General features: G+C 64.5%; 13 protein-coding genes. 6 read left to right on the plus strand and 7 right to left on the minus strand.

From position 1 onward, the window contains the following. The first annotated feature begins 18 nt into the window (after window positions 1-18). A complete protein-coding gene (locus FYK34_RS07160) occupies window positions 19-1,221 on the plus strand; it encodes a branched-chain amino acid ABC transporter substrate-binding protein (protein ID WP_149295722.1) in 1,203 nt (400 codons plus the stop codon). Between the two features lie 88 nt (window positions 1,222-1,309). Here the strand turns inward: FYK34_RS07160 and FYK34_RS07165 are convergent, their stop codons facing one another. Genes FYK34_RS07165 through FYK34_RS07175 form a run of 3 tightly spaced genes read right to left on the minus strand, consistent with a single transcriptional unit; the run spans window position 1,310 to window position 3,261 of the window. Further along, a complete protein-coding gene (locus FYK34_RS07165; protein WP_174774507.1) occupies window positions 1,310-2,125 on the minus strand; it encodes a crotonase/enoyl-CoA hydratase family protein in 816 nt (271 codons plus the stop codon). Next, on the minus strand, window positions 2,122-2,634 hold the full coding sequence (locus tag FYK34_RS07170; RefSeq protein WP_149295723.1) for a DUF4442 domain-containing protein: 513 nt from the start codon (window positions 2,632-2,634) through the stop codon (window positions 2,122-2,124). Before FYK34_RS07170 ends, FYK34_RS07165 begins: the two co-directional genes overlap by 4 nt. A 30-nt stretch (window positions 2,635-2,664) precedes the next feature. After that, complete coding sequence (locus FYK34_RS07175; RefSeq protein WP_149295724.1) at window positions 2,665-3,261, minus strand: TetR/AcrR family transcriptional regulator; 597 nt, start codon at window positions 3,259-3,261, stop codon at window positions 2,665-2,667. A gap of 147 nt (window positions 3,262-3,408) precedes the next feature. Here FYK34_RS07175 and FYK34_RS07180 point away from each other — a divergent pair, with 147 nt between their 5' ends. Together FYK34_RS07180 and FYK34_RS07185 are read left to right on the plus strand one after the other, a co-directional pair. Next, window positions 3,409-5,454, plus strand: coding sequence for a site-specific recombinase (locus tag FYK34_RS07180; protein ID WP_149295725.1), 2,046 nt, complete (start codon window positions 3,409-3,411; stop codon window positions 5,452-5,454). A 90-nt stretch (window positions 5,455-5,544) separates the two neighbouring features. After that, window positions 5,545-5,904 (plus strand): CZB domain-containing protein, encoded by a 360-nt coding sequence (locus FYK34_RS07185; protein WP_149295726.1) that lies wholly within the window; start codon window positions 5,545-5,547, stop codon window positions 5,902-5,904. Here FYK34_RS07185 and FYK34_RS07190 read toward each other — a convergent pair. Genes FYK34_RS07190 through FYK34_RS07200 form a run of 3 tightly spaced genes read right to left on the minus strand, consistent with a single transcriptional unit; the run spans window position 5,898 to window position 9,458 of the window. Next, window positions 5,898-7,511 carry a GMC family oxidoreductase gene (locus tag FYK34_RS07190; protein ID WP_231137396.1) on the minus strand — a complete coding sequence of 538 codons (1,614 nt, stop codon included), beginning with the start codon at window positions 7,509-7,511 and terminating at the stop codon, window positions 5,898-5,900. The genes FYK34_RS07185 and FYK34_RS07190 overlap by 7 nt on opposite strands. Beyond that, a complete protein-coding gene (locus FYK34_RS07195) occupies window positions 7,508-8,026 on the minus strand; it encodes a twin-arginine translocation signal domain-containing protein (RefSeq protein WP_149295727.1) in 519 nt (172 codons plus the stop codon). The genes FYK34_RS07190 and FYK34_RS07195 overlap by 4 nt, the downstream gene beginning before the upstream one ends. Window position 8,027: 1 nt before the next feature. Then, entirely contained in the window at window positions 8,028-9,458 is a 1,431-nt protein-coding gene (locus tag FYK34_RS07200; RefSeq protein ID WP_149295728.1) for a coniferyl aldehyde dehydrogenase, read from the minus strand. 246 nt (window positions 9,459-9,704) lie between these two features. On the opposite strand from FYK34_RS07200, the gene FYK34_RS07205 reads away from it, so the two are divergent. The 3 genes from FYK34_RS07205 (at window position 9,705) to FYK34_RS07210 (ending at window position 11,814) form a co-directional block, all read left to right on the plus strand. Beyond that, window positions 9,705-10,895: a vWA domain-containing protein gene (locus FYK34_RS07205; protein ID WP_149295729.1), complete on the plus strand. Its 1,191-nt coding sequence runs from the start codon at window positions 9,705-9,707 to the stop codon at window positions 10,893-10,895. A 122-nt stretch (window positions 10,896-11,017) separates the two neighbouring features. After that, the gene (locus FYK34_RS20440; protein WP_168209672.1) at window positions 11,018-11,155 is read left to right on the plus strand and encodes a hypothetical protein; all 138 of its coding nucleotides are present in this window, start codon (window positions 11,018-11,020) and stop codon (window positions 11,153-11,155) included. A 179-nt stretch (window positions 11,156-11,334) separates the two neighbouring features. Further along, the gene (locus FYK34_RS07210; protein ID WP_196782639.1) at window positions 11,335-11,814 is read left to right on the plus strand and encodes a hypothetical protein; all 480 of its coding nucleotides are present in this window, start codon (window positions 11,335-11,337) and stop codon (window positions 11,812-11,814) included. 74 nt (window positions 11,815-11,888) lie between these two features. On the opposite strand, the gene FYK34_RS07215 is transcribed toward FYK34_RS07210, so the two are convergent. Then, a complete protein-coding gene (locus tag FYK34_RS07215) occupies window positions 11,889-14,834 on the minus strand; it encodes a DNA translocase FtsK (RefSeq protein WP_196782641.1) in 2,946 nt (981 codons plus the stop codon). Window positions 14,835-14,894: the final 60 nt, after the last annotated feature.

A 14,894-nucleotide genomic window follows, 5' to 3' on the forward strand; every position in this document is an offset into this window, starting at 1 on the left:
GATTCAGGGGAAATCTCAATGAACAAATACGCTCGCCTCAGCCTGATCGCCACCGCCGCGCTCGCCATGGTTGCCTGCAGCAAACAGGAGCAATCGGCCTCGGGACAGGCCACCTCCGCTCCGTCCGAAGCCTCCGCAAGCGGCGACTCCGTCACCGTCAAGATCGGCCAGGTTTCGCCGATGTCCGGTCCGATCTCCCACCTGGGCAAGGACAACGAATACGGCGCCAAACTGGCCATCGAAGACCTGAACGCCCAGGGCGTGGATATCGGCGGCAAGAAGGTCAAGTTCGAGCTGGTGTCCGAAGACGACCAGGGCGACCCGAAAATCGGCACCCAGGTCGCCCAGCGCTTGGTTGACGCAGGCGTCGTCGGCGTGGTTGGCCACCTGAACTCCGGCACCACCATCCCGGCCTCCAAGATCTACTCCGACGCCGGCATCCCGCAGATCTCCCCGTCCGCCACCAACCCGGACTACACCAAGCAGGGCTTCAAGACCACCTTCCGCGTGATCGCCAACGACGTGCAGCAGGGCAAGGCGTTGGGCGAGTTCGCCACCAAGGAACTGCACGCCAAGAAGATCGCCATCATCGACGACCGCACCGCCTATGGCCAAGGCTTGGCCGATCAGTTTGAAGGCGCGGTCAAGGCCAATGGCTCCGAAGTGGTCAAACGCGAGTTCACCAACAACAACGCCACCGACTTCAACGCCATCCTGACCTCGATCAAGGCCACCAAGCCGGACCTCGTCTTCTACGGCGGCATGGACGCGCAAGCCGGCCCGCTGGCCAAGCAGATGCAGCGTCTGGGCATCAAGGCCAAGCTGATGGGCGGCGACGGCTGGCAAACCCCGGAGTTCATCAAGCTTGCCGGCGACGCTTCGGAAGGCCAATACGCTTCCAGCTGCGGCATCTCGCGCGACAAGATGCCGGGCTTCAAGGCCTTCGACGAGAAGTTCAAGAAGGAATTCAACACCGACGTGCAGATCTACGCGCCGTTTGAATACGACGCTGTGATGGTGCTGGTCGATGCGATGAAGCGCGCCAAGTCCACCGATCCCAAGGTTTATCTGCCGGAAGTGGGCAAGACCGACTACAACGGCGTGACCGGCCATATCGCCTTCGACGACAAGGGCGACATCAAGAATGGCGCCGTCACCGTGTACCAGGTCAAGAACGGCAAGTGGGAAGTGGTCTCCACCGTGGGTGGCGAGGCCAAGTAAGCATCCGCAAGCCGGATACGGAAAGAGGCGCCCAGGCGCCTCTTTTTTATTGCGCATCCGCGTTCCAGATGCGCCGATTGCCGCTCGCTCAGTCGCGGAAGCTGGCTTGCTGCTTCATCATTGCCGCCATGGCGGCTTTCTGAATGTCTTCCGAGATCAACATGGCGGCATTCCAGCCGGCGACGAACTGCAAGCCATCGGCCACGCTGTGGTCGCGGCTGTAATTCATCACTTCCTTGCTGCCGCGCACCGCCAACGGCGACTTGCCGGCGATCAGCCAGGCGCTTTGCATGGCCGCGGCCAATACGGCGTCCTCATCCTCCAGCACGCGATTGACCAAGCCTACGTCCAACGCCTCGTCCGCGACCATGTCGCGGCCCGTCAACGCCAGCTCGCGCGCCACGCCCTCGCCCACCACCCGCGGCAGCCGCTGCAGCGAGCCGACATCGGCCACCATGCCGATATCCACTTCGCGCACGCCGAACACGGCGTCCTTGGCGGCGAAGCGGAAATCCGCGGCCAGCGCGATGTCCAGGCCCCCGCCCAGGCAGGCGCCGTGAATGGCGGCGATCACCGGCTTGCGGCAACGCTCCAGGCTGCTCACGCAATCCTGCAAATCCAGGATCAGGCGGCGCAGCTTCTCGCGCTTGCGCGCCTCGCAAGCATCCTCGATCTGCCCCTGCAGCCCCACCATCATGGCCAAGTCGATGCCGGCGCAAAAATGCTTGCCATGGCCGGCCAACACCACGGCTCGCACGCCCGGCTCGCCGTCGGCCCAGTCCATGGCGCTGCGCAGGTCCTGCCACATCTGCATGTTCAGGGAATTGGCCTTGTCGCCGCGATTGAAACGGATCAGGGCCGCTTTGTCGTTGACCTCTACGGTCACAGTTTGCAAGGAAATCATGCCGCTTTCGCCTCCGGACGTTTCTTGGGAATCCAGGCCCACAACATCTCGCACACGATGGGCGACTCGCCGGACTCGTCGGTGACTTGCACTTCCACCAACACCTCGCCCTTGTCCTGTTCATACATGGACTGGATTTGCTGCGGCGTCAGCGTCGCCACCGCCCGCATATCGCCCTGCGAGCGCTTGATGTAGTTGACCTTCATCGACTTGAGCAGCATCAGCTTGTCGTCAGGCATATTCATGCCCACCACGAAGCCGGTGGACGTTTCCGCCAGCAGCGCCATCGCCGCGGCGTGCACGCCGCGGATGTGGTTTTGCACCTTCTTGCGGTTGCGGATGGAGACCGTCAAGCTGTCATGCCCCACCTTTTCGAAACGCAATCCGGCGGTAGACAGAAACGGAACGATCTTGCCAAACATCATCGACAGCACCAGACGGCGCCAGCCTACCGGCAGCCTGCCCACTTTGTCGGCGATGCGGCTCATGCTGTTCTTGCGATATTCCATGTTAACCCCTCTATTATGACTCTCGTGTTGTTATGCTTGTTCGCGCGCGTCCGCCAGCCCCAGCGTCACCCGCACCTGCTGCTTCAGCAGCGGCAGCGCGCCCTCGTCTATCCTCGCCAATTGCAGGCCGCCTTGCAGCGCGGTGAACAACATCATGCCCACCGCTTCCGGCGTGCCGGCGTAGCGCATCGCGCCGTCCTCCCGTCCCTTGCGCACGATGGCGACGGCCCACTGCCGCATCTCGTCGATGAAGGCTGCCGCCTCGGACTGCATGTCTTCGGGCAAAGTCTGGAATTCCGTGCTGAAGATGCCGCTGGGACAGATCTGCTTGCGCTGCTGGTAATACTGGTCCGACAAACCGAAGTAGCTCTCCAGTTGCGCCATGGCGTTCCAGTCGGCCTGCTGCTCGATGAAGCGCTGGAAACGGCGGCGGTAGCGTTGGATCAGCGCCACGCCCAGGTCGTTCTTCTTGGGGAAATGATAGTGGATGGCCGCATTGCGCACGCCCAGCTCGGAGCTGATGTGCTGATAACTGAAGCCATTGAAGCCGCGCGTCAGCAGCAATTCCTCGGCCAGGTCGAGGATGCGCTTGCGGGTATCGGTCTTGCTGTCGGAACCATTGTGCATCGAAACACTCTACTTACTGGTTAGTAAGGTGTCAATCGCAGGCTGCCAGCGGCTGCGCCTATCTGTCCACGCCCGCCACCATCCCCTAAAATGAGTACGAATCCCACTCCCGAAACGCGCGCTTTTGCGCGCCCATCCTGGCAAAACATGACCGAACACACAGCTCCCGATCTGGAATCCGCCCTGCGCCGGCTCTGCCGCGAACCGGGCCAGACCGATGCGCTGGCCGCGCTGATCGCGGCCTTGCGGCCCGCTAGAAGGCAGCCGCCGCAACAAGCCACCGTCAGCCTGCAGGCCTTGTCCTTTCTGCTGGAGCATCACGCCGATTACCGCCAGGCCTTGCGCCAGGCCCTGAGCACCCTGCTGGCGGAGAGCCGGCAGATTCCGCTGTACACCGAAGCCGGCATTCTGGCCAATGACGGCTTCGGCTCCACGCTCATGCACCGGCTGGGCGAACGCATCCTGCCCATGCCTTACAATCCGGACTCGCTGCGCGACCGTTTCGGCCTGCTGTTCAACCGCCAGGATGATTACCTGTGGCTTGCTACCGTGCCGGATGATGTCTGGCACGCGCTATGGCGCGCCATGGCCTGGGATGAGGCGCCACGCCAGGACAGCGCGCGCCAGACGCGTTTGCAGCTGCTGGAGTCGGTACAGGTGTTGTCCGCCCGCATCACCGCGATCGGCCTGGAACCGGAACTGGTGCGCGTTTGCCCGGAAGTGGAACGATTCGCCTCGCCCTTCATGCACCTGAATGCGGAGGTGCAACGTTATGTCGATGGCTGCCACCAGGCGCTGTTGGATGGCACGCCGCCGCGCGAGGACGAAAAGCAGGTGTTGGTGCTGCTGGAGCAATGCGAGGCCATCCTGAGCAAAGTGCGCAAGAACGCGGCGCGTTACGGCATATCGGTCAGCCTGACCTATCACGGCCTGCGCCTGGCGCAAAGCATCGCGCGGCTGCGCGCGCTGCTGGAACTGCTGTCGCCCGAACACAATCCGGCCGAGCGCCCGGAGCTGTTCCGCCTGCTGGTGGACTTCGCCCGCGCGGAAAACCGCAAGTACAGCGTGCGCGACCTGTTCAAGTCCAATACCGAGTTGCTGGCGCTGCAAGTGACTGAGCATGCCGGCCGCCACGGCGAACACTACATCGCGGAAGACAGGCGCGACTGGTCCCGCATGGGCAAGGCGGCGATGGGCGCGGGCTTCATCGTAGGCTTCATGGCGCTGTTCAAGCTGCTGCTGGCCCGCGGCCATCTGCCGCTGCTGTGGGAGGGCATCGCCTTCGGCCTCAATTACGCCCTCGGCTTCATCCTGGTGCAGATCCTGCATTTCACCATCGCCACCAAGCAGCCCGCCATGACCGCCGCCAGACTGGCCGCGGTGCTGCACGAGCAGCACGGCCGCAAGAAGCAGCTGGAGCAACTGGCGGAGCTGATCGTCAAAGTGGTGCGCACGCAGTTTGTCGCCATTTTGGGCAATGTGATGCTGGCCATCCCCACCGCCGCGCTGATCGCCTTTGGCTGGCAGGCGCTGTTCGGGACCCCCGTCGTCAACGCGGCCAAGGCGCAGGCCTTGCTGCACGATATCGACCCCCTGCACAGCCTGGCCCTGCCCCATGCCGCCATCGCCGGCGTCTTCCTGTTCCTGTCCGGACTCATCGCCGGCTACTACGACAACAAGGCGGTTTATCGGCGGATTCCGGAGCGGATCTCGGGCCATAAGGGCTTGCGCAAGCTGCTGGGAGAAAACCGCGCCTGGCGGCTGGGCCACTATATCGAACACAATCTGGGCGCCCTGGCCGGCAACTTTTACTTTGGCATGTTCCTGGGCCTGACTGGCACCATAGGCACCATACTGGGCCTGCCGCTGGATATCCGGCATATCACTTTCTCGTCCGCCAACCTGGCCTTCGCCACCGTGGCGCTGGATTTCCAGGCGCCGCTGTCGGCCGTGCTGCTGGGCTGCGCCGGCGTGGCTCTGATTGGGGTGATCAACCTGGCCGTCAGCTTTTTCCTGGCGCTGTGGGTGGCGCTGCGCTCGCGCAAGCTGTCCGGCAGCCTGCTGCTGCCGCTGATTCCGGTGCTGCTGCGCAGCTTCCTCAGCCATCCGCTGCGTTTCTTCCTGCCCCCGATCCCGGCCGCCGCGGCCGCGGAGCCTGCCGAGGCTTCCGCCACGGAGCCGCCCAAGAGCTGAGACCCGCATCCGGATTCGCCCGGCTTTCCCCGCCTCCGCAAATGTACTAGTTATAAATACGTAGGCGCTTGATTCGCGAAGGCGGGCATCATGGATCTGGAGCAGGAAATCCTCAGTCATGAAGAGTGGAAGGCGCGCCTGCTGGAAGCCATTGCCGAACAAGCGCGCCTGGATGTGGACACCCTCACGCGCGATGACTGCTGTCTGCTGGGCGTATGGCTGCATGGCGGCGGCGGCAGTCGGCCTGGCCGCCTGGCCATTTTTCAGGGCTGCCTGAACCGGCACCGGATGCTGCATGGCGAAATCGGCCGCATCGCCCTGTTGATCAATCAAGGGCGTTACGAAGAGGCCGAGGCCGCGCTGGACGCGCCCGCTTTTGGCGTGGCCGTCAGCGCGACGACGGCCGCTCTGCGCCACCTTGCCCTCGTCATCGCCAGCGACACTCAGTGAGCATCGCTCGTCAGCGCGGCAGCCAAGCGCACTGCCGCCCGCCAGGCAAAGGCATAGATAGAAAGTTGCGGATTCGCGCCTATGCTGGTCGGAAAAATGGAGCCATCCACCACGGTCAGATTGCGCCAGCGCCAATGCCGTCCGGCATCGTCCACCACGCCGCGCGCCGGATCGCCGCCCATGGCCATGCCGCCCATCACGTGCGCGCTGACCAGCTTGGCCTGCAAAGCGGCCAAGGGCAGCGCCGCAATCATGTCCCGCGCCTGCCGCCAGCTTGTCGCGGGTCTTGACTGTTCATGCAAGGGCAAGACCATTTTCGCGCCAGCGGCAAACTGCAGCTCCGCCATGGCCAGCCAACTGCGGCGCAAGCCGTCCCAGATCAAATCGTTAAGCGGGTAATCCAATACCGGAGAGCCATCGCCGCGCAGTTTCACCGCTCCGCCGCGACTGTCCGGGTGAAAGCCATCGCGCAGCAAGGCCAGCGTGGCATGCAGATGCGGAAAGCGTTTCAGCAGCGCCGACTGCTCCACGCCCCAGCCCGGAAACGTCGCGCTGGCCAGCAGCGGATGGATGGGCGGCACCTCCAGCTTGAAGCCCAGCGGCCCATCCAGCGGCTGGGTATGCATGTGATGGTCGGAGTAGACCGTCTGCGGCGCGCCATTGTACGGTTCCACCCGTTCCGGCATCAGCGCCGCCGACAGGCTGACCGGATGCAGAAAGGTGCGCTTGCCGGTCAGGCCCGCGTGATCGATCAGACCGCTGCGCAGCATGATGGCCGGCGTGCCGATCGCCCCTGCCGCCAGCACCACATGGCGGGCGCTCACGCTGGCGACCCGCCCGCTGGGATTGACGCCGTCGGCCGACAACAGGCTGACCTTGAGGCCGACGACACGCTGACCGGACGCATCCACATTCAGGCTGTCCACCCTGGCCCGGCTCAGCAGCCTCGCCCCTTTGTCCAGCGCGCCGGGAATGCAGGTCAGCAACATGGACTGCTTGGCGTTGACCGGGCAACCCATGCCGCAGTAACCCAGGTTCCAGCAGCCGCGCACATTGCGCCGGATGCGCGCATGCCGCCACCCCAGCGACTGACAACCGCGCTCCAGCACCAGATTGTTGGCATTGGGCTGCGCCTCCCACGGCGAGATGCCCAGCCGCTGCTCGGCCTTCTCGAACCAGGGCAGCATCTGCTCCTCGCTCAGCGTCGTCAGGCCATGCTGCGACCGCCACCAGTCCAGGGTATCCGGCGGCGTGCGGAAGGAGCTGGTCCAGTTGACCACGGTGCCGCCTCCCACGGTGCGGCCCTGCAGGATGGTAATGCCCTTGTCCGCCGTCTGCCTGGCGGCGGACTCCTGGTAAAGTTCGGGATAGGCTTTGGCTTCGCTCAGGCGAAAATCGGAGGAGCTGCGCAACGCGCCCTCCTCCACGATCAACACATCCAGCCCCGCCTGGCTCAGCACCTCGGCGGCGATGCCGCCGCCGGCGCCGCTGCCCACGATGACCACGTCCGCCTTCAGGCGCAAATCCTCGCGCTGCGCCGCGCCATCCATGACCTTCCAGCCCGCTGCGATGCCTTGCCGCACCGGGTCGATTATTTTTTCCGTCAAGGCAGCCTCTCCATCACATAAGCCGGCTGCTGATAGCCGATGGCGGCCCAGCTGGCCGGGTTGCCGTACCAGGCGGCGTTGATCAGCTGGTGCAAGCCCTGATAAGCGCTGCGAAGCAGCAGGAAGCGGCTGCTGCGCCAGCCTTGCAAAAACGCCGCCAGTTCAGCCGGCGCGGCCTGGCTCCATGGCGAACGCACGCCGGCCAGCCAACGGCGCGCCCAGCGATTGCCCAGCAGATCGAACAGCTGCCGGACTTCCGCCCTGGCCGCCGGAGGCAAACCCGCCACCGCGCGGTCCACGCCGGCGACGACATCGGCTAGCGGCAGGCCGGACAGGCCCAGCATGACCGGCGCCAGCGCGGCCACGATCTGCGCGTCCTGCCCATTCAGCCAGCGCCAGGCCGGTTTACCGCCATCGTTTGCCGCATCGCCGGCGGGCGGGGCCAGGTAGCCCGCCACGCCCAGCGCCGCCAGGCCTAGCGCGCCGGCTTGCAGAAATTGGCGTCGGTTCGCCATCTCAGCGGCGCAACATCAGTTTGAGCATGAATTCCACCAGCTTGCCGTATGGCGGCCGGGTCAGCCAGGTGCCGGCCAGCCGGCTCTGCCTGAACACCGGCTTGAGTTTTGAGAAGGTCAGGAAACCTTCGTAACCGTGGTAGTGGCCCATGCCGGAAGGACCGACGCCGCCGAAGGGCAGATTTTCCTGCACCACATGCAACAAGGTGTCGTTGACGCTGACGCCGCCGGACACGGTTTCCTTCAGCACGCGCTCGATGCGCAGCGCGTCGTCGTCGAACACATACAGGGCCAGCGGCCGCGGCCGGGCGTTGATATAGTCCAGCGCCTCGTCGAACTTGCCGTAGCGCACCACGGGCAGAATGGGGCCGAAGATTTCCTCGCGCATCAACTCGCAATCGTCCGGACAGTCCAGCGCCAGAGTCAGCGGCAGCTTGCGGACGGCTTCCAGCGCCTCTCCTGCCGGGTTCACCTCCTCAATGGCCGCGCCGGCTTGGCACGCGGCGTCCAGCCAGCTTCGCAGCCGCCGGTAATGCCGCTCGTTGACGATGGCGCTGTAATCCGGATTGGCCGCCAACGTGGGATACAGGCGCGCCGCCGCGGCGCGGATCTCCGCCAGCAGGGTCTCGCCATCCTTGTCATTGACCAGCACATAGTCCGGCGCCACGCAGGTCTGCCCGGCGTTCAGCAGCTTGCCGGCGACGATGGCCTCGGCCGCGCGGCGCAGATCGGCGCCGCGCGCCACCAGCGCCGGCGATTTGCCGCCCAACTCCAGCGTCACCGGCGTCAGATTGTCCGCCGCGGCGCGCATCACATGCCGGCCAACGGCGGTGGAGCCGGTGAACAGCAGATGATCGAAGGGAAGCCGGGTGAAGGCCTGCGCCAGCTCCGGGCCGCCATTGACCACCTGCAGCAGATCGTCGCCGAAATACTGGCGGGCCAGACGCTGCAGCAACTCGCCGGTTTCCGGCGTGTATTCCGACATTTTCACCATGACCCGGTTGCCGGCAGCCAGCGCGGCGGCGATGGGTCCGAATGAAAGGAAGAGCGGATAATTCCACGGCACCACCACGCCCACCACGCCCAAGGGCTGCGGCAGCACGCTGGCCGAAGCGGGCTGGAACCAGATGGACACGCCGCGCCGACGCGGCTTCATCCATGCCTTCACATGCCGGCGGGCATGACGCGCGCCTTCCAGCGACGGGAACAGCTCGGCCAGGCGCGTTTCCACGGCGCTGCGATGGCCGAAATCCCGGCTGACCGCATCAATCAAGGCCTGGCGGTTTTCCTGCATCAAACGCTCCAGCGCAGCCAGCCAGCCTCGGCGCGTGTCCGCCGCAGGATAGGGCGTAGCGCGAGCCAAGGCTCTGAGCCTGGCGTACCCCTCCAGCAGCGCGGCTTCTTCTCCGGCAGGCATCTTGATGGCGTCCATGGTCTTCATCCTTCATCTGGCAAATCAAACATTCGTTTAGAGCCGCGGCTCTAGCCAAGATTAGCACTACCATGCGCCGCTGTCATCCTGCCCGGCCGTCATAACGACGCCTCGCCGTCCTGCCCGCGCCTTTCGCCGCTTTCACGCGCAAAGTCCGCGTCGCGACGATGCGGCATACTCAGCACGGCGGGACATAGTATGATGCGTCTATGGATTTAACTTGTCGCAACGCCTGACCCATTCCCCATGCTGATCGATTTTTTCTACGCCCTGCGCGCCGCCGGCTTGCCGGTCACCCTGAAAGAATTCCTGCTGCTGCTGGAAGCCCTGCAACGCAACGTCGCCTTCGGCAGCTTGGAAGAGTTCTACTATCTCTCCCGCGCCGCCTTGGTCAAGGATGAGAAGTATTTCGACCGCTTCGACCAAGTCTTCGGCCACCATTTCCAGGGCCTGGAACTGGCGCTGGAAGATCTGCAGCGCGCCATTCCGGAAGAGTGGCTGCGCAAACAGGTGGAAAAATACCTGAGCGAGGAGGAGAGGAAAAAGCTGCAGGGACTGGGCTGGGACAAGCTGATGGAAACCTTGCGCCAGCGCCTGGAAGAGCAGAAGGAGCGCCACCAGGGCGGCAATAAATGGATAGGCACCGGCGGCACCAGCCCCTTCGGCGCCTGGGGCTACAACCCGGAAGGCGTGCGCATCGGCCAGAACCAATCCCGCCACCGCCGCGCGGTCAAGGTTTGGGACCAGCGCGAGTTCCGCAATTTCGACGATCAAGTCGAATTGGGCACCCGCAACATCAAGGTGGCCCTGCGCCGCTTGCGCGAGTTCGCCCGCGATGGCGCGGAGGAGATACTGGACCTGGACGCCACCATCGCCGCCACCGCGCGCAAAGGCGGCATGCTGGATTTGAAAATGCAGCGAGAACAGCACAACAGCGTCAAGGTGCTCGTGCTGTTCGACGTGGGCGGCTCCATGGACGACCACATCCGCGCCTGTGAGGAACTGTTTTCCGCCGTCAAGTCAGAGTTCAAGCACCTTGAGTACTTCTACTTCCACAACTGCGTGTACGAATCGGTATGGAAGGACAATCACCGCCGCCAAAGCCAGCGTTTCCCCACCTGGGATCTGATGCATACTTTCGGCCGCGATTACAAACTGATCCTGGTCGGCGATGCCAGCATGAGCCCGTATGAAATCACCTTCCCCGGCGGCAGCGTCGAGCACATGAACGAGGAGGCCGGCGAAGTCTGGCTGCGCCGGCTGCTGGAGCATTTCAAGCATGCGGTCTGGCTCAATCCGCTGGCCGAAGACGCCTGGCCCTACACCCAGTCCGTAGGCATGCTGAAAAAATTGATGGCAGACCACATGCATCCCATGACGCTGGCCGGACTGGACCAGGCCATGCGCGATTTGAAAAAAACTGCCATCGCGCCTTGAAAAATTAACGCCGACACACAACTTTTTGCTTGAGTCGCGAGCATGTTGTAGCCCAGAATGAAGTCAGAGGCCGCAGCCAATCATTCAAACGCGCCTCAGATTCAGTCACGGGGAGTCATACCATGCAAATTCTACTTTTAGCCGCACTCGTCATCGCGGTCATCGCTGTCGCCAAGCTGCTGGCTGCCCCGATACAACAGGAAGGCAAGCTGGTGCCCATCCGCATCCGGACCGACGACCAGCCGCGCCGCCGCCGCTAACTCGGCGCAAAGCCTTCCCGTCAAAAACGCGCCACGGCGCGTTTTTTGTTTATCTCGCTCCGCTCAAATCGCAATATAAATTCACATATTGAAACAAAAGATAAACATAGAACTGTCGCAATCCAACTAAAATCCCTTCCGCAATAAAACAACGTCATTAGAAACGCAAAGGGGAAATCATGAACAAACTCGTACTGGCCGCCGCCTTGCTGGCCCTGCCCATCGTCGCCCTGGCCGACGCCAAGTCCGACTGCCGCGCCGCCGCCGGCAGCTACCTGACCGGCACCGTGGTCAGCGGTCCGTCTTACGCCTACGGCCATGACCTGAACGGTGTGGAGCTGTCCCACACCCACGTCCGCCTGAAAGCCGACCAGGATGGCCGCACCTATGATGTGGCCATGGACAATGTGTTTGCCTCCGGCTACGACTCCGCCGGCGAAGACGTGCCCTACCCGCTGAACACCATTCAAACCGGCGACCGCCTGCAACTGTGCGGCCAGCTGTATACCAGCGGCGTCGGCATTCACTGGGTGCACACCAATTGCGGCGTGCAGCCCAGCCGCCGCCAGCCCAACGGTTGGGTCAAGAAGGTCAACGCCGACGGTTCCGTCAGCGGCAACTACGAGGCCAATACCGAGTACTGCCAGCTGTGGCCCTAAGCCGCCAGTCGCTTGAGCCATGAAAAAAGCGCGCCGGCAACGGCGCGCTTTCGCTTTGCGTCATGCGCGGTTTGCTAGAAATCGCGCTGCGGCGCCAGCACGGTGCGATTGCCGTTGCTCTCCATCGGACTGACGATGCCGGCCGCCTCCATTTCCTCGATCAAACGCGCCGCGCGGTTATAGCCTATGCGCAGATGGCGCTGCACGCCGGAGATGGACGGTTTGCGCGTGCGCAACACGATCTCCACCGCCTCGTCGTACAGCGGGTCGCTTTCCGTCGCCGCCTGCGCCTTGGCCGTCGCGTCGGCGGACGCGTCGTCCGCCTCGCTCTCGCCGGTCAGCAGGCCTTCCACGTAGTCAGGCTCGCCGTATTGCTTCAAATGCTCCACGACGGCGTGCACCTCGTCGTCGGTGACGAAGGCGCCATGCACCCGTTGCGGATAACCGGTGCCGGGCGGCAGGTAGAGCATATCGCCCTGGCCCAGCAGCGATTCCGCGCCCATCTGGTCCAAAATCGTGCGGCTGTCTACCTTGCTCGATACCTGGAAGGCGATGCGCGTCGGAATATTGGCCTTGATCAGGCCCGTGATCACGTCCACGGAAGGCCGCTGGGTCGCCAGGATCAAATGGATGCCGGCCGCGCGGGCCTTCTGCGCCAGGCGCGCGATCAACTCCTCAATCTTCTTGCCGGCCACCATCATCAAGTCGGCGAACTCGTCCACCACCACCACGATGAAGGGCAGCTTGTCCAAGGGCTCTGGCGTTTCCGGCGTCAGGCTGAACGGATTGGGTATGCGCCTGCCCTGCGCGGCCGCCTCTCGCACCTTCTGGTTGTAACCGGCCAGATTGCGCACGCCCAGCGCGCTCATCAGGCGGTAGCGCTTCTCCATTTCGCCCACGCACCAGTTCAAGGCATTGGCCGCCAGCTTCATGTCCGTCACCACCGGCGCCAGCAGATGCGGGATGTCGTTGTAGACCGACAGCTCCAGCATCTTGGGGTCGATCATGATGAAACGCACTTCGTCCGGCGTGGCCTTGTACAGCATGGACAGAATCATGGCGTTGACGCCCACCGATTTGCCGGAGCCGGTGGTGCCGGCCACCAGCAGGTGCGGCGCCTTGGCCAGGTCCGTCACCACCGGCTGGCCGGTGATGTCCTTGCCCAGGGCCAGTGTCAGCCGCGAGGCGTTTTGCTGGAACACGTCGGCCGAGAAAATCTCCGACAGCCGTATCATTTGCCGCTTGGGGTTGGGTAGCTCCAGGCCCATGCAAGTCTTGCCGGGGATGGTCTCCACCACGCGGATGGATGCCAGGCCCAGCGCGCGCGACAAATCCTTCATCAGGTTCACCACCTGGTTGCCGCGCACGCCCACCGCCGGCTCCACCTCGTAACGGGTGATCACCGGGCCGGCGTAAGCGTCCACCACGCTGACCTTGACTTTGAACTCGGCACACTTTTCCTCGATCACGATGCCGCGCTCGATCAACTCATCCTGGCTGCATGCTTCCTGCGCCATGTCGGCCGGGCTCAGCAGCGCCAAGCCCGGCAGCATGGATTCGTCATAAGCCGGCCGCTCGATAAAGACTTCCTCGCGCTCGGCCTTCGCGGCCACCAAGGCCTCCGCCCAGGCCGGCAGAGCCGACTGAGCAGGCTCGGTCCGCTCGTCGGCCACCGCGGGCAGTTGGAAGGCGTCGCGCTCAGCCTTCTCGAACTGAGCCGCAGGCTGCGCTTCTTGAGCCTGCGCCGGCGCTTCGGCGGCGCCACTCTCGTCCAGCAGCACCCACGGCATGGGGTTGGCGGCAAGGCTGGCAGCCGCCGCAGCCAACGCGGTGGCGCTCTCCTCGCTGCGATCCGGGACCTCGGGCAGAATGGTTTGCTGCTGGATCACCGGCGCGTCATCTTCCCTTTGCAGCACGACATCGCGCGTCTGCGGCCAGCGCCAGGGCGTGCGCGGCGCGGCATCTGCGGCCGGCTCGGTCGCCTCGTCCATATCCGCCAGCGCCGCATCGGCTTGCATCGCCGCCGCAGGCCCCTCCGGAATCGGTGCCGCCGCCTCGTCCGCGCCCTCCCCGGATGCGGTTGCCATCGGTTCGGGCGCCGCTGGCGCCTCGGGATGGATGGCCGTGACCGGATCGGCAAGCGGGGCCGACGCCGCGCGGATGGCGTGTTGTTCGCCGGCCGCCGCGGGCGGCGCTTCCAACCGCGGCGGAGGCGACGGCTCGACCGGCAGCGCCGGTTTCGAAACGGGGTGCGCCGTGGACTGGCGCAAAGGCTCCAGCACCACCATGGGCCGCACTGGCTCCACGTTGACTTCGGGTTTGGCGCGCGGAACCGGCGCCAGCTCGACCGGCGGCAAAGGCTTGGCTGCAGGCTTGGCGCTGCGACGATGCGCATGCAGGCTGGCAACCGCCTCTCTGACTTCATCGCTGGCGATGGTGGGCATCGGGTCGCTGGACACGCTGGCGGGCTCCACGCCGCGCGCGCGCTGACGGCGTCGGTAATCCTGCTGCAGATTGCTCTGCATTTCGGACAAGCCTATCACCGGCAGATCTTTGCCCTGCTCGCTGCGCGGCGTTGGCTGCAGCTTCTTGCGGTACTCGCGCGACAGCTGCAGCGTCGGCAGCTCCGCGGGCGGGGTTGCGCGCGGCGCGCCGGAGGGCTTGGGCAGGGTCACGGTTTCTCGCCGCGCCGATGGCGCGTCGACGCGCGGCGGCGCCTGGCTCGGCTTGGGCAAGGCCGCCTCAGCCGGCTGCGTCGTGACAGCGGGCGCGGCGGCGGGCGGCTTCATGGGCGCCATGGGCGCGGGGGAGACTGTCTCACTCGCCTCAGGCTGAGTCTCGGGCGGCTTCGCCGCGCCGGCTTCTTCGGCGAAATAATCGGGCTCGTAACGCTCCGCCCTGCCCTCCACGCCCAGCATCCGGTCCAACTTTCGCGTCAATTGCGGCAACGATACCCGTCCGCTCCAGACCAGCCAGGCGGCCACGCCCGACAACAGCAACAGAATGACTACAAACCACACAGTCGAAAACCCCGAATCGCGCTCGCCCGCGGCGGCGGGCACAGCAATATTGTCCATGGC

Origin of the sequence: Chromobacterium paludis (assembly GCF_008275125.1) — a bacterium.
Taxonomy (GTDB): domain Bacteria; phylum Pseudomonadota; class Gammaproteobacteria; order Burkholderiales; family Chromobacteriaceae; genus Chromobacterium; species Chromobacterium paludis.

Excerpts from the sequence above, each read along its gene's own strand:
- FYK34_RS07160 (WP_149295722.1), top strand. The coding sequence starts at position 19 with ATGAACAAATACGCTCGCCTCAGCCTGATCGCCACCGCCGCGCTCGCC.
- FYK34_RS20440 (WP_168209672.1), top strand. The coding sequence starts at position 11,018 with ATGCAAATTCTACTTTTAGCCGCACTCGTCATCGCGGTCATCGCTGTC.
- FYK34_RS07205 (WP_149295729.1), top strand. The coding sequence starts at position 9,705 with ATGCTGATCGATTTTTTCTACGCCCTGCGCGCCGCCGGCTTGCCGGTC.
- FYK34_RS07200 (WP_149295728.1), bottom strand. The coding sequence starts at position 9,458 with ATGGACGCCATCAAGATGCCTGCCGGAGAAGAAGCCGCGCTGCTGGAG.
- FYK34_RS07180 (WP_149295725.1), top strand. The coding sequence starts at position 3,409 with ATGACCGAACACACAGCTCCCGATCTGGAATCCGCCCTGCGCCGGCTC.
- FYK34_RS07210 (WP_196782639.1), top strand. The coding sequence starts at position 11,335 with ATGAACAAACTCGTACTGGCCGCCGCCTTGCTGGCCCTGCCCATCGTC.
- FYK34_RS07170 (WP_149295723.1), bottom strand. The coding sequence starts at position 2,634 with ATGGAATATCGCAAGAACAGCATGAGCCGCATCGCCGACAAAGTGGGC.
- FYK34_RS07165 (WP_174774507.1), bottom strand. The coding sequence starts at position 2,125 with ATGATTTCCTTGCAAACTGTGACCGTAGAGGTCAACGACAAAGCGGCC.
- FYK34_RS07185 (WP_149295726.1), top strand. The coding sequence starts at position 5,545 with ATGGATCTGGAGCAGGAAATCCTCAGTCATGAAGAGTGGAAGGCGCGC.
- FYK34_RS07175 (WP_149295724.1), bottom strand. The coding sequence starts at position 3,261 with ATGCACAATGGTTCCGACAGCAAGACCGATACCCGCAAGCGCATCCTC.
- FYK34_RS07195 (WP_149295727.1), bottom strand. The coding sequence starts at position 8,026 with ATGGCGAACCGACGCCAATTTCTGCAAGCCGGCGCGCTAGGCCTGGCG.